The organism is Streptomyces sp. NPDC029296, from assembly GCF_055569255.1.
Genome location: NZ_JBVHXT010000006.1, coordinates 149,377 through 174,889, shown reverse-complemented (window position 1 = coordinate 174,889; position 25,513 = coordinate 149,377). Strand labels below are relative to the sequence as shown.

The 25,513-nt window shown below is 74.4% G+C and carries 18 protein-coding genes; 10 read left to right on the top strand and 8 right to left on the bottom strand.

All coding sequences use genetic code 11. The features are described from left to right. The first annotated feature begins 177 nt into the window (after positions 1-177). The 10 genes from iolC (at position 178) to ACZ4W9_RS07490 (ending at position 15,260) form a co-directional block, all read left to right on the top strand. A complete protein-coding gene (gene iolC / locus ACZ4W9_RS07535) occupies positions 178-1,128 on the top strand; it encodes a 5-dehydro-2-deoxygluconokinase (RefSeq protein ID WP_467933856.1) in 951 nt (316 codons plus the stop codon). Positions 1,129-1,604: 476 nt separating this feature from the next. Then, on the top strand, positions 1,605-2,474 hold the full coding sequence (locus ACZ4W9_RS07530; RefSeq protein WP_467933949.1) for a Cgl0159 family (beta/alpha)8-fold protein: 870 nt from the start codon (positions 1,605-1,607) through the stop codon (positions 2,472-2,474). A 7-nt stretch (positions 2,475-2,481) separates the two neighbouring features. Beyond that, positions 2,482-3,300 (top strand): 5-deoxy-glucuronate isomerase, encoded by an 819-nt coding sequence (iolB, locus tag ACZ4W9_RS07525; protein WP_467933855.1) that lies wholly within the window; start codon positions 2,482-2,484, stop codon positions 3,298-3,300. After that, positions 3,297-5,177, top strand: a complete 1,881-nt coding sequence (gene iolD / locus ACZ4W9_RS07520) for a 3D-(3,5/4)-trihydroxycyclohexane-1,2-dione acylhydrolase (decyclizing) (RefSeq protein ID WP_467933854.1) — start codon at positions 3,297-3,299, stop codon at positions 5,175-5,177. The genes iolB and iolD overlap by 4 nt, the downstream gene beginning before the upstream one ends. Positions 5,178-5,193: 16 nt before the next feature. Then, positions 5,194-6,696, top strand: coding sequence for a CoA-acylating methylmalonate-semialdehyde dehydrogenase (gene mmsA, locus ACZ4W9_RS07515; protein ID WP_467933852.1), 1,503 nt, complete (start codon positions 5,194-5,196; stop codon positions 6,694-6,696). A gap of 400 nt (positions 6,697-7,096) precedes the next feature. Further along, the gene (locus tag ACZ4W9_RS07510) at positions 7,097-8,578 is read left to right on the top strand and encodes an APC family permease (protein WP_467933851.1); all 1,482 of its coding nucleotides are present in this window, start codon (positions 7,097-7,099) and stop codon (positions 8,576-8,578) included. A gap of 142 nt (positions 8,579-8,720) precedes the next feature. Continuing rightward, positions 8,721-11,369 carry an alpha/beta fold hydrolase gene (locus tag ACZ4W9_RS07505; RefSeq protein WP_467933850.1) on the top strand — a complete coding sequence of 883 codons (2,649 nt, stop codon included), beginning with the start codon at positions 8,721-8,723 and terminating at the stop codon, positions 11,367-11,369. Continuing rightward, on the top strand, positions 11,366-12,220 hold the full coding sequence (locus tag ACZ4W9_RS07500; protein ID WP_467933848.1) for an ABC transporter permease: 855 nt from the start codon (positions 11,366-11,368) through the stop codon (positions 12,218-12,220). The genes ACZ4W9_RS07505 and ACZ4W9_RS07500 overlap by 4 nt, the downstream gene beginning before the upstream one ends. Before the next feature lie 488 nt (positions 12,221-12,708). After that, positions 12,709-13,428 (top strand): hypothetical protein, encoded by a 720-nt coding sequence (locus ACZ4W9_RS07495; protein WP_467933847.1) that lies wholly within the window; start codon positions 12,709-12,711, stop codon positions 13,426-13,428. Between the two features lie 689 nt (positions 13,429-14,117). Beyond that, a complete protein-coding gene (locus tag ACZ4W9_RS07490; protein WP_467933846.1) occupies positions 14,118-15,260 on the top strand; it encodes a glycoside hydrolase family 26 protein in 1,143 nt (380 codons plus the stop codon). Here ACZ4W9_RS07490 and ACZ4W9_RS07485 read toward each other — a convergent pair. The 8 genes from ACZ4W9_RS07485 to ACZ4W9_RS07450 all read right to left on the bottom strand — a co-directional run bounded on the left by ACZ4W9_RS07485 (position 15,257) and on the right by ACZ4W9_RS07450 (position 24,811). Then, positions 15,257-16,384 (bottom strand): GNAT family N-acetyltransferase, encoded by a 1,128-nt coding sequence (locus tag ACZ4W9_RS07485; RefSeq protein ID WP_467933844.1) that lies wholly within the window; start codon positions 16,382-16,384, stop codon positions 15,257-15,259. The two genes, ACZ4W9_RS07490 and ACZ4W9_RS07485, sit on opposite strands and share 4 nt — an antisense overlap. Then, positions 16,381-17,037, bottom strand: coding sequence for a YveK family protein (locus ACZ4W9_RS07480; protein ID WP_467933843.1), 657 nt, complete (start codon positions 17,035-17,037; stop codon positions 16,381-16,383). The genes ACZ4W9_RS07485 and ACZ4W9_RS07480 overlap by 4 nt, the downstream gene beginning before the upstream one ends. Beyond that, positions 17,034-18,191 carry a glycosyltransferase gene (locus tag ACZ4W9_RS07475; protein ID WP_467933842.1) on the bottom strand — a complete coding sequence of 386 codons (1,158 nt, stop codon included), beginning with the start codon at positions 18,189-18,191 and terminating at the stop codon, positions 17,034-17,036. The genes ACZ4W9_RS07480 and ACZ4W9_RS07475 overlap by 4 nt, the downstream gene beginning before the upstream one ends. Further along, positions 18,188-18,931: a polysaccharide deacetylase family protein gene (locus ACZ4W9_RS07470; protein ID WP_467933840.1), complete on the bottom strand. Its 744-nt coding sequence runs from the start codon at positions 18,929-18,931 to the stop codon at positions 18,188-18,190. Before ACZ4W9_RS07470 ends, ACZ4W9_RS07475 begins: the two co-directional genes overlap by 4 nt. Next, a complete protein-coding gene (locus ACZ4W9_RS07465) occupies positions 18,915-20,492 on the bottom strand; it encodes a lipid II flippase MurJ (RefSeq protein WP_467933839.1) in 1,578 nt (525 codons plus the stop codon). Before ACZ4W9_RS07465 ends, ACZ4W9_RS07470 begins: the two co-directional genes overlap by 17 nt. Before the next feature lie 209 nt (positions 20,493-20,701). Next, complete coding sequence (locus ACZ4W9_RS07460) at positions 20,702-22,072, bottom strand: O-antigen ligase family protein (protein WP_467933838.1); 1,371 nt, start codon at positions 22,070-22,072, stop codon at positions 20,702-20,704. 4 nt (positions 22,073-22,076) lie between these two features. Further along, entirely contained in the window at positions 22,077-23,498 is a 1,422-nt protein-coding gene (locus ACZ4W9_RS07455) for an exopolysaccharide biosynthesis polyprenyl glycosylphosphotransferase (protein WP_467933836.1), read from the bottom strand. Further along, a complete protein-coding gene (locus tag ACZ4W9_RS07450; protein ID WP_467933835.1) occupies positions 23,495-24,811 on the bottom strand; it encodes a glycosyltransferase in 1,317 nt (438 codons plus the stop codon). The genes ACZ4W9_RS07455 and ACZ4W9_RS07450 overlap by 4 nt, the downstream gene beginning before the upstream one ends. Between the last annotated feature and the right edge of the window lie 702 nt (positions 24,812-25,513).

The following is a 25,513-nucleotide window of genomic DNA, read 5'->3' as shown; positions in this document are numbered from 1 at the left end:
CGTGACATGTGTGACGGAAGGGAGAAGTTTGTGACGAATCCGCCACAAAGGGCAGTCGTGCGGAGGAGCGTGCCCCGGTGAACCGGAGGCTGATGGTCCATATGTCCGGACAAAACGTTGACACGGTTCCGGGTACGGGACTAGAAAGCCGGGGGGAGCCGTGACGAAGGGAAGCCGATGGCCTACGACCTGATCACCATGGGGCGGATCGGGGTGGACCTCTACCCGCTCCAGGCCGGCGTCCCGCTCGCCCAGGTGACGTCCTTCGGCAAGTTCCTCGGCGGCTCCGCGGCCAACGTGGCCGTCGCCGCCGCCCGGCTCGGCCGGCGCACCGCCGTGATCACCCGCACCGGGGACGACCCGTTCGGCGCCTACCTCCACGAGGCGCTGCGCGGCTTCGGCGTCGACGACCGCTGGGTCACCCCCGTGCCCGGCCTGCCCACCCCGGTCACCTTCTGCGAGATCTTCCCGCCGGACCACTTCCCGCTGTACTTCTACCGCCGCCCCAAGGCCCCCGACCTGGAGATCCACCCCCGCGAACTGGACCTGGACGCCCTCCGCGCGGCCCGGATCCTCTGGGTCACCGGCACCGGACTGAGCGAGGAGCCGAGCCGTACGGCGACCCTCGCGGCCCTCGCCCACCGGGCCAGGGCCGGGATCACCGTCTTCGACCTGGACTGGCGCCCCGTGTTCTGGGCGGACCCCGACACCGCCCGCCCCTTCTACGCCGAGGCCCTGCGCCACGCCACCGTCGCCGTCGGCAACCTGGACGAGGTGGAGATCGCCACCGGCACGCGCGAACCGCACGCCGCCGCCCGCGCCCTGCTGGACGCCGGGGCCGAACTGGCCGTCGTCAAGCAGGGGCCCAAGGGCGTCCTCGCCGTCAGCCGCGCGGGCGAGACGGCCGAGGTCCCGCCGCTGCCGGTCACCGTGCTGAACGGGCTCGGCGCCGGCGACGCCTTCGGCGGCTCCCTGTGCCACGGCCTGCTGGCCGGCCACGACCTGGAGACGGTCATGCGGCACGCCAACGCGGCCGGTGCCATCGTCGCCTCCCGCCTGGAGTGCTCCTCCGCGATGCCGACCGCCGACGAGGTGGCCGCCGCACTCGCCACCGGAGCGGTCCGGTGAGGGCCGGCCGGGTCACCGGCGCCCACACCGAGGGCGGCGCGGGCCCGGATCCCCGGACCCCGACGCCCGCCGGGCCGGCATCCGGCGGGGGTGCGCGTGGCGGGTCCGCGCCCGGTGAAGGCCCTGCCGGCCAGCGTGCCGGCTCTCGCGCCGGGGGCGGCGCGGGCCCGGACGCACGGACTCCGACGCCCGCCGGGCCGGCGCCCGGCGAGGGCCCTCGCCGTGAGCCTGTGCCAGGTGGGCCCGCTGGCGGTGAGGATCCCGCCGGTCAGCGCGTAGGCCGGGTCACCGGCGCCCACACCGAGGGTGGCGCGGGCCCGGATCCCCGGACCCCGGCGCCCGCCGGGCCGGCATCCGGCGGGGGTGCGCGTGGCGGGTCCGCGTCCGGTGAAGGTCCCGCCGGTCACCGAGCCGTCCCCGCCGTTCCCCGTGAGGGCGCCGCAGGCCCCCCGTGCCCCGAGGTCGACGTCGCCGAGCTGGTGCGGATCCGTGCCCGGCATCCCGAGGCCATCGCCGAGGCCGCCGCCCGGCGGGCGCGCCGGCCCCTGCTGGACGAGAGCGGCCGGCTGATGATCGTCGCCGCCGACCACCCGGCGCGCGGCTCCCTCGGCGTCGGCGACCGGCGGCTCGCCATGGCCAACCGCGCCGACCTGCTCGGACGCCTGTGCCTGGCGCTCTCCCGGCCCGGAGTCGACGGAGTCCTCGCCACCGCCGACATCCTGGACGACCTGCTGCTGCTCGGCGCCCTGGAGCACAAGGTGGTCATGGGCTCCATGAACCGCGGCGGGCTGCACGGGGCCAGCTTCGAACTGGACGACCGGTTCACCGGCCACCGCCCCGAGGACATCGAACGGCTCGGCTTCGACGCGGGCAAGCTGCTGCTGCGCGTCGACTACGCCGACCCCGGCTCCCTCGCCACCCTGGAGTCCGCCGCCCGCGTCATCGACGCCATGGCCGCGCGCCGGCTGCCGGTGTTCGTGGAGCCTTTCATCAGCCGCCGCGGACCCGGCGGCGAGCTGGTGAACGACCTGTCCGCCGAGGCGGTCACCCGGTCCCTCGCCATCGCCTCCGGCCTCGGCGGCTCCTCCGCCTACACCTGGCTGAAGGTGCCCGTCACCGAGGACCCCGACGACATGCCCCGGGTGATGGAGACCTCCACGCTGCCCGCCGTCCTGCTCGGCGGCGACATCGGGGACTCGGCGCGGGACCGGGCCGCCGCCTACGAGAAGTGGCGCGGCGCGCTGCGCCTGCCCACCGTGCGCGGCCTGGTGGCGGGCCGCTCGCTGCTGTACCCGGCGGACGGCGACGTGGCCGCCGCCGTGGACACCGCCGTAGGACTGCTGTGAGGGGCGCATGACGAGCACCGATCTGCATCTGCCCAGGGGCGCGACCGCGAACGCCTGGTACGCCGTCGACATCGGCCCCGAGTTGGCCGGCTGGACACACAGCAGTCTGCGGGTCGTCGAGTTGGCGCCCGGTGGCAGCCATACGTTCACCACCGGCGACAGCGAGTGGATCGTGCTTCCGCTGGAAGGCGGATGTACCGTACAAACGGAGCAGGACGAGTTCCAACTCCTGGGCCGGGAAAGCGTGTTCGCGGACGTCACCGACTTCGCGTACGCACCCCGGGATGCCCGGGTCCAGATCGCCTCCGGCGCGGGAGGCCGCTTCGCCCTGGCAGGAGCGAAGTGCGAGCGACGACTCCCCGCCCGCTACGGCCCCGCGCCGGAGGTACCCGCCGAGGAGCGCGGCAGCGGCACCTGCGCCCGCCGGGTGCGCAACTTCGCCGCCGCCGGCGCCTTCGCGTGCGACCGGCTGATCGCCGTCGAGGTGGTCACCCCCGGCGGCAACTGGTCCTCGTACCCGCCGCACAAGCACGACGAGCACCGGCCGGGCGAGGAGTCCGAACTGGAGGAGATCTACTACTTCGAGATCGACGGCCCGGACGGCCTCGGCTACCAGCGGGTGTCCCCCTCCCGTCCGGGCGGCGCGGACCTGCTCGCCGAGGTCCGCTCCGGCGACACCGTCCTCGTCCCCGACGGCTGGCACGGCCCGTCCATCGCGCAGCCCGGACACGACATGTACTACCTGAACGTCATGGCGGGCCCGGGACAGGACCGGGAGTGGCTCATCCGCTTCCACCCCGGCCACACCACCGGGGGGTACCGGTGACCACGGTCCGGCTGACCGTCGCCCAGGCGCTCGTCCGCTTCCTCGCCGCCCAGTACACCGAGCGGGACGGCGCCCGGCAGCGGCTGATCGGCGCCGTCTGGGGCATCTTCGGGCACGGCAACGTCGCCGGCATCGGCCAGGCGCTGGTCGAGTACGCGGACGTGATGCCGTACCACCAGGGCCGCAACGAGCAGGCGATGGTGCACGCGGCCGTCGGCTACGCCCGCCAGTCGGGCCGGCTGTCCACCCACGCGGTGACCACCTCCATCGGCCCGGGCGCGACCAACCTCGTCACCGGCGCCGCCCTCGCCACCGTCAACCACCTGCCGGTGCTCCTCCTGCCCGGTGACGTCTTCGCCGCCCGCCCCGCCGATCCGGTCCTGCAGCAGCTGGAGGTGCCGTACGCGGGCGACGTGTCGGTCAACGACGCCCTGCGCCCGGTGTCGAGGTACTTCGACCGCGTCACCCGGCCGGAGGCGCTGATCCCGGCGGCCCTCCAGGCGATGCGGGTGCTCACCGACCCGGTGGACACCGGCGCGGTCACCCTCGCCCTGCCGCAGGACGTGCAGGCGGAGGGCCACGACTGGCCGGAGCGGTTCTTCGCCGAGCGGGTGTGGACGGTACGGCGGCCCGGCGCGGACCCGGCCGAGCTGACCGAGGCGGTCGGAGCGATCCGCGCGGCCCGCCGGCCGCTGCTCGTCGCGGGCGGCGGGGTGCACCACAGCCGCGCCGAGAGCGCCCTCGCCGAGTTCGCCGGGGCCACCGGCATCCCGGTCGCCTCCACCCAGGCCGGCAAGGGATCCCTGCCGTACGACCATCCGCAGGACGTCGGCGGGATCGGCCACACCGGCACCGCGACCGCCGACGACCTGGCCCGCACCGCGGACCTGGTGATCGGCGTCGGCACCCGCTACACCGACTTCACCACCGCCTCCGGCACCCTCTTCGCCCACCCCGGCGTCCGCTTCCTGAACCTCAACATCGCCCCCTTCGACGGCCACAAGCTCGCCGGACTCCCGCTGGTCGCGGACGCGCGGGGCGGCCTGGAGGAGCTGACCGAGCGGCTGCGGATGCACGGCCACCGGGTCGCCGACGCCTACGTCACCGAGTACACCGGGGCCAAGGAGCGCTGGGAGCGGCTGGTCGACGCCTGCCTCGCGGCCCCCGACCCCGGCGTGCGCCCGACCCAGCAGCAGGTCATCGGCGCCCTCGACGCGCTGGTGGACGAGACGGACATCATCGTCAACGCGGCCGGCTCGCTCCCCGGCGACCTGCACAAGCTCTGGCGGACCCGGTCGCCCGACCAGTACCACCTGGAGTACGGCTACTCCTGCATGGGCTACGAGATCCCGGCCGCGCTCGGGGTGAAGCTCGCCGCGCCCGGGCGGAACGTGTGGGCGCTGGTCGGCGACGGCACGTACCTGATGCTGCCGACGGAGATCGTGACCGCCGTGCAGGAAGGCGTCGCGATCAAGCTCGTGCTGGTGCAGAACCACGGCTACGCCTCCATCGGCGGGCTGTCGGAGGCGGTGGGCGGCGAACGGTTCGGCACCGCCTACCGCTTCCGGGCCGGGGACGGCACGTACACCGGCGCCCCGCTGCCCGTCGACCTCGCGGCCAACGCGGCCAGCCTGGGCATGCGGGTGCTGCGCGCGGAGACGGCGGGGGAGCTGCGGCGGGCGCTCGCCGAGGCACGGGCCGCGGACGTTCCCACATGTGTCTACGTGGAGACCGAAACGTCCGACACTGTGTCGGGCGCGCCGCCGGCCCAGGCCTGGTGGGATGTTCCCGTGGCCCAGACCGCGACCCGCCCGTCCGCGGTCGAGGCCCGTGAGCTGTACGAACGGCACGTCTCCACCCGACGCCGCCATCTGTGAGAAGGAGTCCCCGGACATGACGAAGATCGTCAACCACTGGATCGGCGGGAAGGCCGTCGACGGCGCGTCGGGCACCTACGGGCCGGTCACCGACCCGGCGACCGGCGCGGTGACCACGAAGGTCGCGTACGCGTCGGCCGAGGAGGTGGACGCGGCGGTCGCGGCGGCCAAGGACGCCTTCGCCGCCTGGGGTCAGTCCTCGCTGGCCCAGCGCACCTCCATCCTGTTCCGGTTCCGGGCGCTGCTGGACGCCCACCGCGACGAGATCGCGGAGCTGATCACCGCCGAGCACGGCAAGGTGCACTCCGACGCGCTCGGCGAGGTCGCGCGCGGCCTGGAGATCGTGGACCTGGCCTGCGGGATCAACGTGCAGCTCAAGGGCGAGCTGTCCACGCAGGTCGCCAGCCGGGTCGACGTGGCCTCGATCCGCCAGCCGCTCGGCGTCGTCGCGGGCATCACGCCGTTCAACTTCCCGGCGATGGTCCCGATGTGGATGTTCCCGATCGCCATCGCCTGCGGCAACACCTTCGTGCTGAAGCCCAGCGAGAAGGACCCCTCCGCGTCGGTCCGGATCGCCGAACTGCTCTCCGAGGCCGGTCTGCCCGACGGCGTCTTCAACGTCGTGCACGGCGACAAGGTGGCCGTCGACCGCCTCCTGGAGCACCCGGACGTCAAGGCCGTCTCCTTCGTCGGCTCCACCCCGATCGCCCGCCACATCCACGCCACCGCCTCCGCGCACGGCAAGCGGGTGCAGGCCCTCGGCGGCGCCAAGAACCACATGCTGGTGCTGCCGGACGCCGACCTGGACGCGGCGGCCGACGCGGCGGTGAGCGCGGCCTACGGCTCCGCCGGCGAGCGCTGCATGGCCATCTCGGCGGTCGTGGCGGTCGGCTCCATCGGCGACACGCTGGTGGAGAAGATCCGCGAGCGCGCCGAGAAGATCAAGATCGGTCCGGGCGGCGACCCGGCGTCCGAGATGGGCCCTCTGATCACCAAGGCGCACCGGGACAAGGTGGCGTCGTACGTCGCGGGTGCCGCCGCCGAGGGCTGCGAGGTCGTGCTCGACGGCACCGGGTACACCGTGGAGGGCTTCGAGGACGGCCACTGGATCGGCATCTCGCTGCTCGACCGGGTGCCGACCGGCGCCAAGGCGTACCAGGACGAGATCTTCGGCCCGGTGCTGTGCGTGCTGCGCGCCGACACCTACGAGGAGGGCGTGGCGCTCATCAACGCCTCGCCGTTCGGCAACGGCACCGCGGTCTTCACCCGGGACGGCGGCGCCGCCCGGCGCTTCCAGCTGGAGGTCGAGGCGGGCATGGTCGGCGTGAACGTGCCGATCCCGGTTCCGGTGGGCTACCACTCCTTCGGCGGCTGGAAGGACTCGCTCTTCGGCGACCACCACATCTACGGCAACGACGGCACGCACTTCTACACCCGCGGCAAGGTCGTCACCACGCGCTGGCCCGACCCGGCCGACGCCCCGGCGGGCGTGGACCTGGGCTTCCCGCGCAACCACTGAGCCGGCCCGGTGCCCCGTCCTCCGCGTCGCGGCGGGCGGGGCACCGGCATGTCCGGATAGCGGACGCCTGACATTTTTTTGACACGGCCGCTGCGGTTCCCGTGCAGTGCGGACGAAACGGGTGACGAAGGGGTTGCCGCGGCAGGGCCTTTGAAAGCAAGGTCACAACCGGTTTGGGCTTGATGGATGCACCTGTAGGGCGTGACGGCCTGGGAAAGCGATGCGCCCCACGGATAAGCGGAGCTGCGGATTCCGAAGGTAAACGGCCATTGACGTGGGGGTTTTCGTCGGGGTTCTATGCAGCGCCGGGAGTGGACGAGACCGAACATTCGACGATCCGCCGGAGGCGATAGCGCTCCCGAGCCCACCCTCACTCGCACCAGCCGATCGGAACCGCCGCATGACCGACACGCACCAGAAGACCGTGGCCGACGCCGCGACGGCCCCCGCCCCCGGGCTGAAGCGCTCCATCGGCGTCGTGGGCGGCACCCTGCTCACGCTGTCGTGCGTCACGCCCGCCTCCACGCTCTTCGTCGTGGTCCCCGACCTGTTCGGTTCCCTCGGCACCGCCACCGCCCTGACCATCGCCATCGGCTCCCTGCTCTGCGTCGCCGTGGCGTTCTGCTACTCCGAGCTGGGCACCCTCATCCCCAGCGCGGGCGGCGAGTACGCCATGGTGTCGACGATGGCCGGGCGGCTCGCGGGCTGGCTCGTCTTCGTGCTCTCCCTGCTGGTCGTCATGATCGTGCCGCCGGTGATCGCGATGGGCACGGCGGACTACCTCGCCCCGATCGTCCACCTCGACCCGTCCATGACCGGTGCCGGCGTGATGCTGCTCGCCACCCTCGCCGGCCTGCTCGACCTGCGCGCCAACGCCTGGATCACCGGCGTCTTCCTGGTCCTGGAGGTCATCGCGGCCGGCGTCGTCGCCGTGCTCGGCTTCTCGCACGGGCACCGCGGGATGGGCAGCCTGGTCTCCATGCAGGTGGCCGGCGAGCACGGCCACACGGACACCGTGACGGCCATGCTGGTGGTCTCCGGACTCGCCATCGCCCTGTTCATCACCCAGGGCTTCTCCACCGCCGTCTACCTCTCCGAGGAACTGGAGAACCCGCGCCGCAACGTCGCCCGCACCGTCCTCGCCACGCTCGCCATCTCCACCGTGGTCATCCTGGTGCCGGTCACCGCCATCACCCTCGGCGCCTCCGACCTCTCCGAGCTGACCGGCGGCGACATCGGCTCCATGGTCACCGCCTGGTCCAACTCCGCGGTCGGCACCTTCGTCAGCCTCTGCGTGGCCCTCGCCATCATCAACGCGGGCATCGTCATGGTCATCCAGAACTCCCGCGTGCTGTTCGCCTCCGCCCGCGACAAGGCCTGGCCCGGCCCCGTCAACACGGTCTTCTCCCGGCTCGGCCGCTTCGGCTCCCCGTGGGTGGCCACCCTCGCGGTCGGCGTCCCCGGCGCGGTGCTCTGCTTCGTCAACCTCGACACCCTCTACGGCGTCACCGGCGTCTCGGTGACCGGCATGTACCTGCTGGTCGCGGTCGCCGCGCTGCTCGCCCGCCGCGGCTCCCACAAGCACACGCCCGCCTGGCGGATGCCGCTGTGGCCCGCGGTGCCGGTCCTGCTCATCGCCGTCCTGGCCTACATCCTGACCCAGCAGGAGGCGAGCTACCTGCTGTGGACCGGCGGCATCACCGCCGTCGCCACCCTCTACTGGGCCCTGTACCTGCGGCCCCGCCGCGACACCCGCTGGCTGGTGTCCCTCCCCGAGGACACGCGGATCGCCGACCCGGCGGACACCCTGGCGACCATCCCGGCCCAGGCCGGCCCCATGGCCCCGGTCCCCGCGCCGGCCACCGGCGAAGCCCAGGCCTGAGGAACGCCCCGGCGGCGCCGCCGGCCGCCGCGGCCTCCCGCGCGGCCTCACGGGCCCACCCGCCCCCGTACGCCGCGAGGAGGGCCCACCCCTCCCCCCGACGGCAGCAGCGGCCGCCGGCGCGGCCCCGTACCGTAGTCGCATGGATCTTCGATCTCGCGCACCGCGGACCCCGTGGCGCCGGCCGCGCCGGCTCGTGGCCGCCGTCGCCGCCGCCGTGGTCCTCGCCGGTGCCGGGACGTGGACGGCGGCCGTCGCCTCCGACGACCGCCCCGCCGTGCGCCGCAGCGACCGGGTCATCGCGGTCGACGGGGCACGCCTGGACACCTCGTACGTCACCCCGGCCGACGCCGGCCGCCATCCCGCCGTGCTGCTCGCCCACGGCTTCGGCGGCAGCAAGGACGACATGCGCCGGCAGGCCGAGGACCTCGCCCGCTCCGGGTACGCGGTGCTGACCTGGTCCGCGCGCGGCTTCGGCCGGTCCACCGGGAAGATCGGGCTGAACGACCCCGGCGGCGAGGTCGCCGACGTCTCCCGGCTCCTCGACTGGCTGGCGAAACGCCCCGAGGTACGGCTCGACGGGACCGGCGACCCGCGCGTGGGCATGGCCGGCGGCTCCTACGGCGGCGCGGTCTCCCTGCTCGCCGCCGGACACGACCGGCGGATCGACGCCATCGCCCCGGCGATCACCTACTGGAACCTCGCCGACGCCCTGCTCCCGCACGGCGTGTTCAAGAAGCTGTGGGCCGGCGTCTTCGTCAACAGCGGCGGCGGCTGCGCCCGCTTCCAGCCCGAGCTGTGCCGGATGTACGAGCGGGTCGCCGCGTCCGGCACCCCCGACCCGGCCGCCCGCGCGCTGCTCACCGAGCGCTCGCCGTCCGCCGTCGGGGACCGCGTCAAGGTGCCCACCCTGCTGACACAGGGGCAGACGGACTCCCTGTTCACCCTCGACCAGGCGGACGCCGCCGCCCGGGCGATCCGCGCGGGCGGCGCCCCCGTCGCCGTCGACTGGATCGCCGGCGGACACGACGGCGGCGACATGGAGACCACCCGGGTCGAGGCACGCACCCGTGCCTGGTTCGACCGGTACCTGAAGGGCGACGAGGACGCCGACACCGGCCCGGCCTTCCGGATCACCCGCACCGGCGGCGTCGACTCCACCGACGGCACGGCCCGGCAGCGCGGCGCGAGCGCCGACACCTACTCGGGCCTGCGCGACCACCCGCGGGCCGTCGCCCTCACCGGCGGCACACAGCACGTCGCCAACCCGGCCGGCGCCAGCCCGCCCGGCGTCTCCGCGCTGCCCGGCCTCGGCGGCTCCGGCATCGGCCGGCTGTCCGCGCTCGGCGTCGGCCTCTCCATGGACTTCCCCGGCCAGTACGCGCGCTTCGACTCGGCACCGCTCACCCGCGACCTGCGGATCACCGGCACCCCGACGGCCACCGTGCACGTCACCTCCACCCGCGACGACGCCGTCCTGTTCGGCAAGGTCTACGACATCGGGCCCGACGGCGGCCGCCCGGTGCTGCCCGCCCAGCTCGTCACCCCCTTCCGGGTGACCGGCGCCAAGGCCGGCAAGGACGTCACCGTCACCCTCCCGGCCATCGACCACGAGGTGCGCAGGGGCCACCGGCTCCGCCTGGTCCTCGCCTCCACCGACCTCGGCTACGCCTCACCGGCCGCCCCGGCCGCCTACACCGTCTCCTTGAAGTCGGACCTGAGCGTGCCGACGGCGCCCGAGGTCGCCACCGCCGCGGCGCCCCTGCCCGCCTGGGTGTGGTGGCTGCCCGCGGCCGGCGCCGTCGCCGCCCTCGCCCTGCTGCTCACCGCCCGCCGCCGCACCCTCGCCCCCGCCCCCGACCCGGACCTCGCCGAGGTCCCCCTCGTCATCGACGGCCTGAGCAAGCGCTACGCCGGATCCACCGACAGGTACGCCGTCCGGGACCTGTCCTTCCGGGTGGAAAGGGGCCAGATCCTCGGACTGCTCGGGCCCAACGGCGCGGGCAAGACCACCACCCTGCGCATGCTGATGGGCCTGATCCGCCCCGACGACGGCGGGATCCGCGTCTTCGGCCACGCCGTCCGGCCCGGCGCGCCGGTGCTCTCCCGGGTCGGCGCCTTCGTGGAGGGCGCGGGCTTCCTGCCCCACCTCTCCGGCCGGGAGAACCTGGAACTGTACTGGCGGGCCACCGGCCGCCCGCCCGAGGACGCCCACCTGGACGAGGCCCTCGAGATCGCCGGGCTCGGCGACGCCCTGGCCCGCGCGGTGCGCACCTACTCCCAGGGCATGCGCCAGCGCCTGGCCATCGCCCAGGCCATGCTCGGCCTGCCCGACCTGCTCATCCTGGACGAACCCACCAACGGCCTGGACCCGCCCCAGATCCGCGAGATGCGCGAGGTGATGATCCGCTACGCGGCCGGCGGCCGCACGGTGATCGTCTCCAGCCACCTGCTCGCCGAGGTCGAGCAGTCCTGCACCCACCTGGTGGTCATGGACCGCGGCCGGCTGGTGCAGGCCGGAGAGGTCCGGGACATCGTCGGCTCCGGCGACACCCTGCTGGTCGCGACCGCCACGCCCGTGGAGGAGCCGGTGGCGGAGAAGGTGGCCGCGCTGCCCGGCGTCGCCTCCGCCGTGCGCACCGACGACGGGCTGCTGGTCCGCCTCGCACCCGGCGGCACGGCCGAGCGGCTGATCGCCGAGCTGGTGCGGCTGGAGCTGCCCGTCGTCTCGGTCGGCCCGCACCGCCGCCTGGAAGACGCCTTCCTCACCCTGATCGGAGGTTCCGCATGAGCACGCTCACCGAGGTCGCCTCCGGCTATCAGGCGGGGCGCACCCTGCCGCTGCGGGTCGAACTGGTCCGCCAGCTCAAGCGGCGCCGCACCCTCGTCATGGGCGCGGTCCTGGCCCTCCTGCCGTTCGTGCTGCTGATCGCCTTCGCGGTCGGCGGTGACCCGGGCGGCCGCAACAACCAGGTCACGCTGATGGACACGGCCACCGCCTCGGGCGCCAACTTCGCCGCCGTGAACCTCTTCGTGTCGGCGGGCTTCCTGCTGGTCGTCCCGGTCGCCCTGTTCTGCGGGGACACGGTGGCCTCCGAGGCGAACTGGTCCTCGCTGCGCTATCTGCTCGCCGCCCCCGTGCCCCGCGCCCGGCTGCTGTGGTCCAAGCTCGCCGTGGCACTCGGGCTGTCCCTCGCCGCGATGGTCCTGCTGCCGCTCGTGGCGCTCGCCGCCGGCACGGCCGCCTACGGCTGGGGCCCGCTCCGGATCCCCACCGGCGGCGCGCTGGACACCGGGACGGCGGCCCAGCGGCTCCTGGTGGCCGTGGCCTACCTCTTCGTGTCCCAGCTGGTCACCGCCGGACTGGCGTTCTGGCTGTCCACGGCGACGGACGCCCCGCTCGGCGCGGTCGGCGGCGCGGTCGGCCTGACCATCGTCGGCAACGTCCTGGACGCCGTCACCGCCCTCGGCCACTGGCGGGACTTCCTGCCCGCGCACTGGCAGTTCGCCTGGGCGGACGCCGTCCAGCCGGTCCCCGAGTGGTCCGGCATGATCCAGGGCGCCGCGCTGTCCGTCACGTACGCCCTGGTGCTGTTCGCCCTGGCCTTCCGCGGCTTCGCCCGCAAGGACGTCGTCTCCTAGCCGTTCTGTCCGTGAGGGGATGCGCGGGGCCGCGTAGCGGGACGGGCGGCACGCCACCGAGGCCGGCACCTCCCTTTTCTTCTGTAGGTTTAGCAGACGCGTCGATATTCGGAACATTCGAGGTCATGGGTGCCATTCGGGTGAATTGTCGCAACCATTCCCGCTGTCGCTAGTTGACCGGGTCGTAGGGTATGCGTCGCTACGAGGAAAAGGGAACGACGTGGTCAGGCAGGAAATGGTTGCGGCCGCGCCGCAGGCGCTTGCCGTCGGCAATGACGGTGGGCCGGCCATCGCGGATGGCAACGGCGCCGCCTGATCATGGGACGAACCCGCGGCGAAGGGCGACACGAACCCGCTGCCGCAGCTGGCGCTGGTCCGGAAGCACTGAACAAGCCGTGCGAACTCGGAGTTCGGCAACACCTGCGTCAATGCCTGAAGTGCTTTTTCACGGGGTTCCGACCCTTCCCACTTCTCCGAGCAGGAAGACCATGGAATTGCGACAGAATTTCAAAAAGGGCATGGCCGTGGCCGCCGCCGCCACCGGCGTGCTGTCCTTGTACGGCGGCTCGGCGTTCGCCCACGCCGACGGGCAGAACACCACTCAATCCTTTCCCGGCTCGCTGTCCGAGATCAGCGTCCAGGACCAGGCGATCGGCTCGTTCGACCTCTGCGACCACGTCGACGCGGCCGCCGCGGTGGACACCGTGTCCGCGAGGGTCTGTGCCGCCGAGGCTCAGGGAGTGAAGGGGGAGGTAGGCAGTCGGCACCATGGCGGGTCCGGTGACGCCGCCGGCCCCGGCGAGACCGGCGGCCGCAACGACTCCGGTTACGGCGACGAGCCGGGGCCCGGCGACAACCGCTCCGCGTCATCTTTCCATGGGGCTGCGGAGCTCCACCTGTCCCTCTACGGCGATGAGGAGACCGCCCCGCCTTCGTACGGCGATGAGGAGACCGCCCCGCCTTCGTATGGCGAGGAGGAGACCGCCCCGCCTTCGCACGGGGATGAGGAGACCGCCCCGCCTTCGCACGGGGACGAGGAGACCACCCCGCCCCCGAGTCACGGCGAGGACCCTCCTGGACAGCCGCCCATGCTCGCGCAGACCGGTGGCGAGGAGCAGGCCATGGTCGCGTCCTCGGCCGCCGGCGCCGTGCTGATCGCGGCAGGGATCATCGTGTACCGGCGGGGCCGGGCCGCCGCGCGCCGGTAGCGTGCCGGGTGCCGGGCCGAGCGCCCGGCACCCCGCGCCGCGGCGCGGCCCTCAGGGCCGGGCCGGAGGCCGGCACCTCACCACTCGGCTCGGCCGGGCCCGCGCGCAGCCCTCGCCGTACCCCGCGCACCGGCCTCCCCCACCGCGACGGTCGAGCCGTCCACGAATGCACCCCGCCTGCCCTGCCCGGTCCTCACCGGGCAGGGCAGGAACAGGCCCGGGTGCGACCTCACCCGGCGTCTCCCGGGCCGGTCCACCTCCCCACCGAGCAGCGCTGCCACCGACGCCCCACCGCTCCCACAAGTCATCAGGAGCGAGCGCCCGCACCACGCGGGACGCTCGGTGCACGGCCGTCTCCGGCCACTCCGGCCGTCGCCGGGCACGGTGACACACCGGTCGCGGAACCGGCTCACCACGGTGTTGCCGGCCGCTGGGGGAGACCAGAGCCCCGTGCGGGCCGCGCACGACCGTCCGCGCGGTGCTCCTCTCCCCGCCTCCAGTGACGTGCTTGAACGCTGGAGGCGGCCCCCTTTCTCCTCATTGGCCCGTGCGGGCGGTTCCCGGGACCGAAAACGGCGACCGCGCTGGCATTCTTCGTACTGATGTGACTGAGTGTCGGTGACCGGGGAGAAGACCGGTCCGTCGAGTGGCGCGCGGTGCGCGACGGGCGGAGAAGAAGGAGGGCGGACATGGCCTCACAGCGGCACAGGCCCCGGTCCGTGTGGCGGGCCGTGCTCGCGGTGTCGGCTGTCGCGTCGGTCACCCTGGCGGCCGGCCCCGGCTTCGCCGCGGACCCGGCGGCTCCCGCGCGGACCGCCGCGCCCTTCGGGGCGTTCCTCGCCTCGGGGCCCCGCGGGGTCGCGCGCATGGCCGGGCTGAGCGACTGGCTCGGCGGGACCGAACTGAAGGTCGCCCACACCTATCTGCCCGGCGGCCTCTGGGAGGACATCGAGGGGCCGCCCGGCTTCCTGCCCGCCTGGGCCGGCTGGCGGCGGGAGAAGGCGGACCGGACGCTCGTCCTCAACGTGCCGATGCAGGAACACAACGAGGAGGACGTCCCGGACGAGGAGGTGCGGTGGCTGCTGCGACAGGCCGCGGCCGGCGCGTTCGACGGGCACTTCAGGATCCTCGCCGAACGGCTGGTGTCCCTGGGGGTGCCGGACACGGTGATCGTGCTGGGCTGGGAGATGAACGGCACCACCTACACCCATCGCTGCGGGCCGGACCCCGCGTCCTGGAAGGCGTACTGGAACCGGATCGTCGCCGCCATGCGCGCGGTGCCGGGCCAGCGGTTCCGGTTCGACTTCGCGCCGAGCCGCGGCCGGGACGCCGTGCCCTGGACCGAGTGCTACCCCGGTGACGACACGGTCGACATCATCGGCATGGACTCCTACGACCAGCCGGCTGGGGTGACCTTCGACGAGCAGGTCGGCGAGCCTTACGGCCTCCAGCAGCACGCGGACTTCGCCGCAGCCCACGGCAAGCCCGTGTCGTACCCGGAATGGGGGCTTTTCCGCAACGGCGACAACGCCGAGTACATGCGGCGCATGCTCGCCTGGATCGATGAACATCGGCCGGTGTACAACACGCTGACCGACTACTGTCCGCACGGCGTGTGGCAGTGCCCGGCCAACCCCCGCTCCTCGCGGATCTACCGGGCCGCCCTCTACGGCCGCAACGACCAGCCAGCACCGCCGTCCACGCCGGCCCCGTCCCAGGCTCCCACCGAGCCCCCGGTCACCTGCGCGCCGCTGGATCTGGACAGCTGGGCCGGGTACTGGCTCGGCCACGAGGTCTGCCTTCCCTTCGACGGGTGGTCGCGGCGCCGCTAGCTCTGGTCGCGTTCCCGCCACCGATGCCGTAGCTCACTGCCCAGCTGCCGGGCGGTCGTGCCGCACAGCGCGGCCGTCAGCAGCGGGGCGGTACGCCGACGGGCCATGAGCAGTCGCTGGTTGACGACCCGCTCGGGCCGCCAGTGACGTTTGTACGGCTCGTCGCCGCGCAGCAGGCTCAGTGTGCGGGGCCCGCCATTACCCGTCAGTTCGGCGAAGGCGTCCAGCAGTATCACCGCCACGTCCGCCCGGCGCTCCCTCAGACCCGGATGGGCGCCGTAGAGGTAGCCGCCGGCCATGCCGTCCGAGAGCAGGGTCAGGTCAACGGCCACCACCTCGTCGCCGATCCGGAACTCGGTGACCACCGCGTTGCCCGAGCGCACCATCGGGCCCACCGCGCGCAGCAGATGCGCCCGGAACCGTGGTCGCAGATGCTCGCTCGTCACGCCCCTGCCTTGCCACTGCAACCGGTGCAGCGCCAGCAGCCGGTCGAGCGCCGTCCCGACCTCCTCCGGGCCCACCGTCCGCCGACGCACGCCCAGAGCGGCCAGCCTGCGCAGCTGGGCCCGCACCCGCTGACCGGACTTGCCCGACGGCAGGCGGGCGATCAGCCCGTCCATGGTCAGCGCGGGCAGCTCCAGGCACGGTGAGTCGGCAACCGCGCCGCGCGGCCCGCACCAGAGGTCGTAGACCCGCTCCACCGCCGCGCCCGGGCGTACCTCGCGGAAGTCGACCAGCGCCGTGCGTGCCGCCGCGGCGAGCGCCGCGGTGAGGGCGCCGGCCGCCCGCCCGTCGTCGGTGTCGTCCAGCAGCACGTCCGCGTAGTCGGAGATCCCGGTGCCGAGCGGCAGCAGCGCGGGCAGCGGCCGGCGGACCAGCATCAGCGGCGCGGCGGCCACGAGGTCGCGGCCGACCCGTACCAGCAGCAGCCGCAGCCGCCCGGGCCGGCCGTACGACAGCCACCAGGAGTGCAGCCAGGCGTGGCTCTGGAACGGGGTCGCGGCGGCGCACCGCCCGAACAGCCGTCCCCAGGCGGGTGCGAGTCCGGCGAAGGCGTCCGCGTCGGTGACGAGTTCGGCGGTGAGGTGGGCGCCCCGGGCGTGCGCCGTGACGATGGCGGTCACCGCCGGCCGCGCGTATCGGCGGGGACGGCGAGGGCGGGCACCGGGGCCGGGCGCGGGACGTCCGCCTCGGGCCGGCGCCTCGGCCGCACCAGCAGCGCGAGGGCGCCGAGCAGCCCGCCCCCGCCCGCGCCGACCAGCCCGGTCACCCTGGCGGAGGCCGAGGACGGTTCCATCGGCCGTACCGCGGGGCTGAACCCGACCAGGGACACCCCGGTGTCGGCTCGGCCGGCCTGGGCGTTCCGGGTCAGCGCCCCGGCGACCGCGTTGGCCATGACGGCGGCCTCGGCCGGGCGGGGCGAGGTCGCGGAGACGGCGACCATGGGTGCGTCCGGCGAGGTCGCGGCGCGCACACCGGCGCGCAGCGCGGACACCGGTACCCCGGCGGGCCCTTGGGCGTCGGCGAGCACCGCGGGTTGCGTGGCGATACGGCCGTAGGCCTGCGCGAAGCCCAGCGCGCCTTCCGGGCCGGACCGCTCGCCGGGGACGACGACCAGGTAGCTGGTGGCGGTGTACTGAGCGGGCCGCAGCACTCCGTACCCACCGCCCAGCAGCCCGCCCGCGAGGATCCCGGCCGCCACCAGCGACCAGGACGGGAGCGCGCGGGGCGGGGCGAGGCGGGGGCCGCGGTGGCGCCGGGTGTGGTTCTCGGTCATGACAGGACGACTTTCTGCGGAGACTCGGGGGCTGTCGCCGGGTGGGCGAGCGCCGCCGCGTAGACGGCCAGGAGCCGGGCGGCGCTACGGGTGACGCAGTAGTGGCGGGCCGCCCCGGCGGGGGCGCGCGGACCGGGGCCGGCGGCGCGGACTTTGGCGAGCGCGCGGGCGTACGCGCCCGGATCGCACGGCACCCGCACCGCGTCCGGGGCGGCCTCGGGCGGCAGATCCTCCAGGGCCGGGCAGGACGTGTAGCGCACCGGCAGCCCGGCCGCGAGCGCCTCCACCACCGCCAGCCCGAACGCCTCCTCGGGGGAGGGGGCGGCGAGCACGTCCATCGCCGAGGCCAGCGCGGGCAGACCGGGCCCGGGCGAGCCGTCGGGCAGATACGGCCGCTCCCCGGCGAAGACCACCCGGTCCGCGATCCCCGCCCGCTGCGCGGCCCGCCGCAGCGTGCCCTTCTGCGGGCCGTCGCCGACCAGCAGCAGCCGGCAGTCGGCGGGCAGGTGGGTGAGGGCGTGGACCAGGACGTCGAAGCGTTTGCCGGGGACCAGCCGGCCGATGCCGCCGATCACGAACGCGTCCTGGTCCAGCCCCAGTTCCTCCCGGGCACGGCGGCGGGCCGCCGGGTCGAAGGCCAACCGCGCGAGGTCGATGCCGTTGGGCACGACCGTGATGCGCGGCTCGGGCACGCCCCAGCGGGCCAACCGGGCGGCGACCGCCGGGGAGACCGCGACGGTGGTCCGGCCCAGCCGCTCGCCCAGCAGATACAGCGCGCGGACGCCCGTGGTGAGCGGCCGGCCCTCCGTCTGGGTGTCCCCGAGAGAGTGCTCCGTGGCGACGACGGCGCGCACCCCGGCCAGCCGGGCGGCGATCCGGCCGTACAGGCAGGCCCGGTACAGATGGGTGTGCACCACGTCGTACCGGCCGCGCCGGATGATGCCGGTCAGCCGGGGCAGCGCGGTCAGGTCCCGGTTGCCGGTCATGCCGAGATGGGTCACCCGCACCCCGTCGGCCGCGAGCCCGTCGGCCACCGGCCCCGGGTTGGTCAGCGTCAGCACCTCGCACTCGACCGGCAGATGCCGCAGCAACAGCCGCAGTTGCTGCTCGGCGCCGCCCACTCCGAGCCCGGTGATGATGTGCAGGACCCTCATCGCAGCCCCTCCACCGGCCGCCGGCGCCACCGGTGCAGCCGGCGTTTCAGCAACAGGCGTACGGCGGTGTCCTCCTGCCCGATGTGCACCCGGGGCAGGACGTGCCGGCCGCTCAGTCCGCCGGGGTCGATGGCGCACGCGTAGGCGTAGCCGGCCTCCCGCACGGCCGCCATGACGCGCCGGTCGACCGTACCGTACGGGTAGCAGAAGCCGTTGACGGCCGTGCCGGTCAACTCCTCCAGCCGGGCACGGCTTTCGACGGTCTCGGCCTTCAGCCGGGCGTCGTCGGCCCGGGTGAGGTCGACGTGGGTGAGACCGTGTGAGCCGATCTCCACGCCCTCGGCGGCGGCCCGCCGGATGCCGTCGGCGGTCAGCAGCGGCCTGCGCGGGCCCAGCGGGTCCCAGGCGTTGTCGCCGCCGAGCCGGCCGGGCAGCACGAACAGGGTGGCCGTGCATTTCCAGCGGGCCAGCAGGGGCAGGGCGTTGACGAGGAAGTCGGCGTACCCGTCGTCGAAGGTGAGGCCCACCAGGTCCCGGCCCTCGCCCCGGTCCCGGGCGGCCAGCAGCTCGGCCACCGACACCCCGCGCAGCCCCCGCCGGCCCAGCCAGCGCAACTGCCGCTCCAGCCGGCCGGGGGAGACCGTGACGCGGTACGGGTCGTCGGAGCAGTCGCCGACCGAGTGGTACATGGCGATCCATGGGGCCGGTCCGGCCGCCGGGGACTTAACGGGTGAGGGCATGGGCGAGCCTTTGGGGGAGGGAACGGACGGGGTGGAGGGCGGGGACCAGGTCGCGGGCGCCCGGGGCGCCGCCGAGCAGGAGGAAGACGACGGTCACCGTGGCCGCGCCGGCGGCGAGCCCGGCCGGCGCGGCCGGTGGCAGCCCCGCCACCAGCCCGCCCGCGACGGCGGCCCCGCCGGCCGCCCCCACGGGACGGCCCAGCCCGCGCAGCACGGCACCGGGCCGCAACCGCACACCACGGCGGCCGGTGCCCGCGAGCAGCAGCACGGCGGTCAGCGTGATCCCGGCGGCGTTGGCGGCGGCGATCCCCACGGTCCCCCGGGAACCGGCCGCGCACGCACCGATTCCCCAGGTCCCGGCGATCCCCGCGGTCATCGCGGCCAGCGGGTACCAGGTGGCGCGGCCCGCCGAGAAATACGAGCGGACCAGGACCCCGGTCAGGGTCTGGGCGAGCAGCCCGAGTGCGTAGACGCGCATGACACCCGCGGTCGCCGCGGTGTCCTGGACCGTGAACGCCCCCCGCCGGAACAGCAGCTCGATCAGCTGCGGGGCGCAGGCCACGATGACGGCCGTGCCGAGCAGCACCAGGCGGGCGGCCACCGCCACATCCCGCTCCACCCGGCCGCGGGCCCGCTCGGTGTCACCGTCGGCCAGCGCCCGCGCCACCACCGGGAAGGTGACCGTGGACAGCATCATGGACAGCGTCATCGGGATCTGCGCGACCTTCTGCGCGTAGTTCAGGTGCGAGATCGCCCCAGCGGGCAGCCCTGAGGCCAGGAACCGCTCGATGAGCACCTGCGACTGCCGGCACAGCGCGAACAGCAGCACGGTGGCCATCAGCGACAGATCCAACGGGGGCACGGGGGCTGTGGGCCGCGCGTCCGTGAGGCCGCCGCTACGACGCCGTAACTGGAGGGTCAGCGAAGGAACTTGCAGTGCCACCATCAGCAAGCCGCCCACCGCGACGCCGAACGCGGCCGACCGTACGCCCCACCGGCCGCCGAGCGCGTACATCGCCGCGATGATGGCGACGTTGTGCACGATGTAGATGGCGGCCGGGGCCAGGAACCGGCGGTGGGCGCGCAGGGCCGCGCTGCAGTACCCGGCGAGGCCGAAGCTCATCACGCAACTCGCCGTCAGCCGGGTGCAGTCCACGGCCAGGGCCGGGTCGGGCAGGCCCGGTGCCAGCATCGCGACGCACCACGGAGCGGCCAGCGCGAGCAGCAGTCCGACCGCCGCGAACGCCAGCGCGAGCCGGGGCAGGGTGCCGGCCATCAGCGAGCGCACCGGGTCCCCGGCGGCGCCCCGCGCGCGGCGGGCCAGGGCCGCGCTGAACGCCGGGACGAGGGCGAAGGCCAGCCCGTCCTCGATGAGCAGCGTGGCCGCGAACTCCGGCACGGTCCAGGCGACCAGGAAGGCGTCCGTGTCCCGCCCGGCCCCGAACAACCGCGCCAGCGACTGGTCGCGCAGCAGCCCGAGCAGCGCCGCCACGACGGAGAGGCAGATGGTGAGGAGCACGGCCCGGGCCAGGAAACGGCCGTTCGGGACCGCGGGCTCCACGGGTTGTGGTGGGGCGGGGGAGGGTGACTTCGGGGCCGTTGCTTCCGGGGCGCGGTGGGACGGCATGGCGTCGCGGGCGGGGGCAGGCGGAAAGTCGTGCGGCGGTGCGGTCCTGTCGATGCCTGCCTCCCGCGACGGGTTCGTGACCGCCGACGGCTGCCGGGCAGCGGCGATATCCGGCCCCGGTGCCTCACCGTTCGTACGACTCGTCAACGCAGGACCGCCTTCCCCGCTCCCGGTGCCGGCGCCGGCGCCAGCCGGGCCCGGGCCGCGGGGTGCTCGTCCGCGCCGGGGCCGTCGTCGGCCAGCAGCGCCCACCACACGACCAGCCCGAAGCACACCGCTGTCAGCACCGTCGACGGGCCGCCGATGTCGGCGTACACGAAGTCCACCAGCTGCCACACAAGCAGCCCGCAGGCGACCAGCGCGCAGTCCAGGCCCCGGCCGCCGGCCGCGTGCGTCCGGCACAGGCCGCGCAGGGCGCACACCAGCAGGGCCAGCCACCCGCCCGCCAGGCACAGCAGCCCGGTCAGCCCCTGTTCGCCGAGCACCAGCAGGTACATGTTGTGCGGGGAGAGCAGCGGTTGCCGGCGGAAGGCCGCACCCGCGCCCTCGGTGTCGCTGCCCGAGGACAGCGCGAGCGAGGAGTGTGCGTCACGGTACTCGGGGAACGCCTTCAGCCCGACGCCGGTCAGCGGCCGGTCCCGCCACATGTCGACCGCCGCCGCCCACATCGTGTACCGGTCGGTGACCGACTGGTCGGGCGCGTCGGCGACCCGCGTGATGCTGTCGATCCGCTCCCGGAGCATCGCCGTACCCGCCCCCAGACCGCCCACCAGCACCACCCCCGCCAGCACGACCGCCACGACCCGCACCGCCCGGCGCACCCCGGCCAGCAGGAGCTGGACGGTGAGGGTGACGGCGGTGGCGATCCAGGCACCCCGGCTGAAGGACAGGGCGAGCGGCACCGACAGGGCGAGCGCGCAGGCGACGGCGATCGCCCGTTCCCGCGCCGAGGACGGGCCCAGGGCCAGGCCCACCGCGCACACCAGCCCGAAGGACACGACCGTCGCCATGCCCATCACGTCCGTCACCCCGAAGGTGCCGACCGCCCGGATGCCCTCGCCCTGGTAGGAGGCGCCGGTCCGGGTGACGTACTGGTGCACGCCGACCGCGCCCTGCCACCCCGCCAGCGCCACCAACGACCAGGCCAGCAGCCGGAAGTCGGCTCGGCCCCGGATGAGCAGCGCGACGGCGGCGGGGACCAGCACGAAGACCTGGAGGTAACGGCCGAGGCCGGTGATCCCGGCGTCGGCCTCGGCCGCGTGCAGCGCGGCCGGCACCAGAGCGGCCACCGGCAGTCCGAGGATCACCCCGGCGGTGGGGCCGAGCGGGCGGCGGCGTGCGCGCAGCAGTCGTACCGCGCAGCACAGGACGGCCAGCGCCGACAGCGCGTCGGCCGGGCCGGCGCCGCCGTCGTCACCCGGTGCGACCGGCAGCGCGAGCATTGCCACCACGGCCACCACCGGCAGCACCGGGGACAGCCGTGCGGGCCGGGGGGACGGCGGGCTGGAAGACATCGGGTCAGCTCCCCTTGGAGCGCACGAGCGCGGCGACGGTGCGCAGCAGGATGCAGACGTCCTGCCACAGCGACCAGTTGTCGATGTAGGCGTTGTCGAAACGGGCCCGGTCCTCGATGGAGGTGTCCCCGCGCAGCCCGTTGATCTGGGCGAGACCGGTGACACCGGTCCGCATGCGATGGCGGGCCGCGTAGCCGGGGTGCAGGTGGCTGAACCGGCTGACGAAGTACGGTCGTTCGGGCCGCGGACCGACCAGGCTCATGTCGCCCCGGAAGACGTTCCACAACTGGAGCAGCTCGTCCAGCGAGGTCTGCCGCAGCAGCCGGCAGAAGCGGCTCATCCGCTGCTCGTCGGCCACGCTCCACCGGGTGTCCGCCTCGTGCTCGTCGGCCGGGCAGTGGGTGCGGAACTTCAGCATCGTGAAGGGCCGGCCGTCCTTGCCGACGCGCTCCTGCCGGAACACCACCCCGGGTCCTTCGGTGAGCCGCAGCACCGTCGCGCACGCCAGCAGCACCGGGCCGAACACGACCAGCAGCACCCCGGACACGACCACGTCCATGAGCCGTTTGCCGGCGCTGCCGCGCCGCCCCGCGCCCAAGTCCAGGCGACGCACGGCGAACCCGGCGATCTGGTGGTGCGACTCGTACGCCGGGCGGTCCGCGTCCACCTCCCACAGCGCGCAGCCCGACTCGGCGAGCGCCCGCAGCAGCGCAGCGCGCTCGGTGCGCACGGCCGGGTGCACGGTCAGCACCACCCGCACCCCGTTCCGGACGAGTGCCCGCTCCACCTCCTCGCCGGTGTGGAGGACCGGCAGTACACCGGGGCCCCCCGGCTGCTCCGCGACCAGGGCCACCGGCCGCACCCCGCAGCGCGGATGCCGCAGCAGCGCGGCGGCAACCCGCTGTGCGGTCACGGCGGGACCGATCACCAGCGCGATACGCGGATGCCGCAGTAGCGCGACCGCGCACCGCCAGTGCACCAGGGCCCGGGTCAGGCCGGCTGCCGCGATGTGCAGCACGCAGCCCAGCAACAGGGTCCGGGCGGTCAGGGCGTGTGTGGGGTCGTAGGCGGCGAGCAGTGCGGCCAGGGCCAACCAGGTCACCGCGATCCGCCCACTCACCTCGGGCAGTTCGTCGAGCACACCGGGTACCGGCCGGGCGGAGCGCGGACGCAGCAGCAGCGCGCCGGCTACCAACGCGGCCACCGGCACCGGTCGGCGGACGGCCTCCTCCAGGGTGACGGTGCCCACCAACGCGGCGAGCAGGTCGGCGGCGAGCAGCGGCAGTGGCGGGGCGGACCAGCGGGACGGGCGCCGCGGAGGGAACCGCAAGCCGCCGACGGGACGGGCGGGTACGACGGAGACGTGCGGGAGGCTGTGGGCCCACGGCTGCGCGCCGGGCGAGGGAACGGTGGTTTCCGTGGTCACGAGTGTCTGGACTCCCTGCGTTCGGCGGGCACGAGCCGGCTCGTTCCACTGCTCTCCGCCGGGGCCCGGCCGGGCTGCGCCGGGCGGTGGTCGGTGTGCGCCGTGTGCGGGCCGGTCGGTGCGGGGCGGTGGTCGGTGTACGTCGGGCGGTGGCCGGTCCGCGGCGGTGCGTCGATGAGGAGTTCGCGGTAGACGGCCGTGATCCGGTCCGCGGTGCGCCGCACGTCGTGCCGGGACACGACGTGCCGGCGGCCTTGGTCCCCGAGTGCCCCGCGTAACGGCGGATCGGCCAGCAGCGCGGTGATCGCCCGGGCCAGTGCCGCGGAGTCCGACGCGGGCACCAGGCAGTGCGGGGCGAGCGCCTGTGGCAGACTCTCGCGGGCACCGTCGACGTCCGTGAGCACGACGGGGCGTGCGCAGCCGAGCGCCTCCAGCGGGGCGAGCGCCATGCCCTCCCAGCGCGAGGGCAGCACCACCAGATCGGCGGCCCGGTACCAGGGCACGACGTCGGTGACCGCGCCCGTGAACTCCACCGAGGGGTGTGCCCGTCGGCGTAACACCTCGCGGTCCGGGCCGTCACCCACCAGCGCGAGCCGCGCCTGCGGCAGTGTTTGGAGGACGCCCTCCCAGGCGCGCAGCAGTACGTCCTGGCCCTTCTGCCGACACAGGCGGCCCACGCAGACGACAAGGGGCCGCCCGGCCGGACCGGCCCCGCCCTCGGCGCGGTCGCCGTCGGCGGGCGGGACTTCGGGCGATGCCACGGGGGCCGGGGAGAAGCGGGTGGTGTCGATGCCGTTCGGGACGACCCTGTACGCGGCACGCACCCCCGCGCGCAGGCCAGTCGCGCGCTCTGCCGCGCTGACGCACACCACCCGGTCCGCCCAGCGCACGCCCCACCGTTCCCAGCGCACGGCGACTGCCGCGGTGAGCCCGCCGACCGCCTCGAAGGACCAGGCGTGCGGCTGGAACACGGTCGGAACCCGTCCGCGGACGGCGAGCCGCGCCGCCAGGCCGGCCTTGGCACTGTGGGCGTGCACCAACTCGGGCCGTACCTCGTGGAGCAGGCGTACGAGCCGCCGTACCTCGCCCGGCAGGCCGGGCCCCGGCGACCGGCCCGCCGGCCAGTCCCACACCTCGGCGCCCACCTCGCGCAGGCCCCTGGCGAGCGCACCGCCGGGACACGCGACCGCGACCCGCAGGCCCGCCGCGAGCTGAGCCCGGCTCAGGTCGAGCACGACCCGGGCGACGCCGCCGTCGACAGGCTGCGCGAGGTGCAGGACCCGGGGCCGGAAGCCGGTAGGTGGCTGGTGCATGCGCGGATTACCTCGCTCACAGAGCGCTCGGGACTGCGGTCGTGAACGCGCCTGCGGTCCCGAGCGCCCACGGCGGAGAAGAGCGCGCGGACTCACGCCACGTCCGCGTGGCAAACGAGCCGGAAGCCCGGCGGGTCACCACCGGCCCGCGGACCGGATCGGGAACGTACCGCGTGGCCGTGACCGGGCACGCCGGCGTGGGCCGCCATCCGCCGACGGCACTCACCCGGTGCGCTGATCAGGGGATCCGGTATGCCGACCAGGCGAGCGGCCCAGTCGCCGGGGGCGTGCGGGGTACTCCGGAAGCGGATCGCGTGGGTGTCTCGCCGGCCGTCCGGATCGGTCCGTGCGACCGGACAAATGCACTGAAACCACCGGAATGGCCCTCCTGTCCGTCACCTCATTGGCGGCGCAACTCCCGACGGACCCGCGCGTTGGCACAGCGCTGGGCATCCCCCGGATGCGCGTGTCGTTCCGGGCGATGTCCGCGGAGACGCCGCCCCGGTCCCCGGCCCATGTGCCGGTCAGCCTGTGCGGCAACGGCAGACATCGCACCACTTCTCGGCCGCCCCGTGTGCGGACCGTGGCGTGGCGGCCGGTTCCGCGTTTCCCCGGACGGGTCACAGTCGGTGGATCAGCGGTTGCACGAAGCGATCGGTGAACGGACGGTGGGTTCAGGTCCCAGCGTGTTCACGAAAGGAA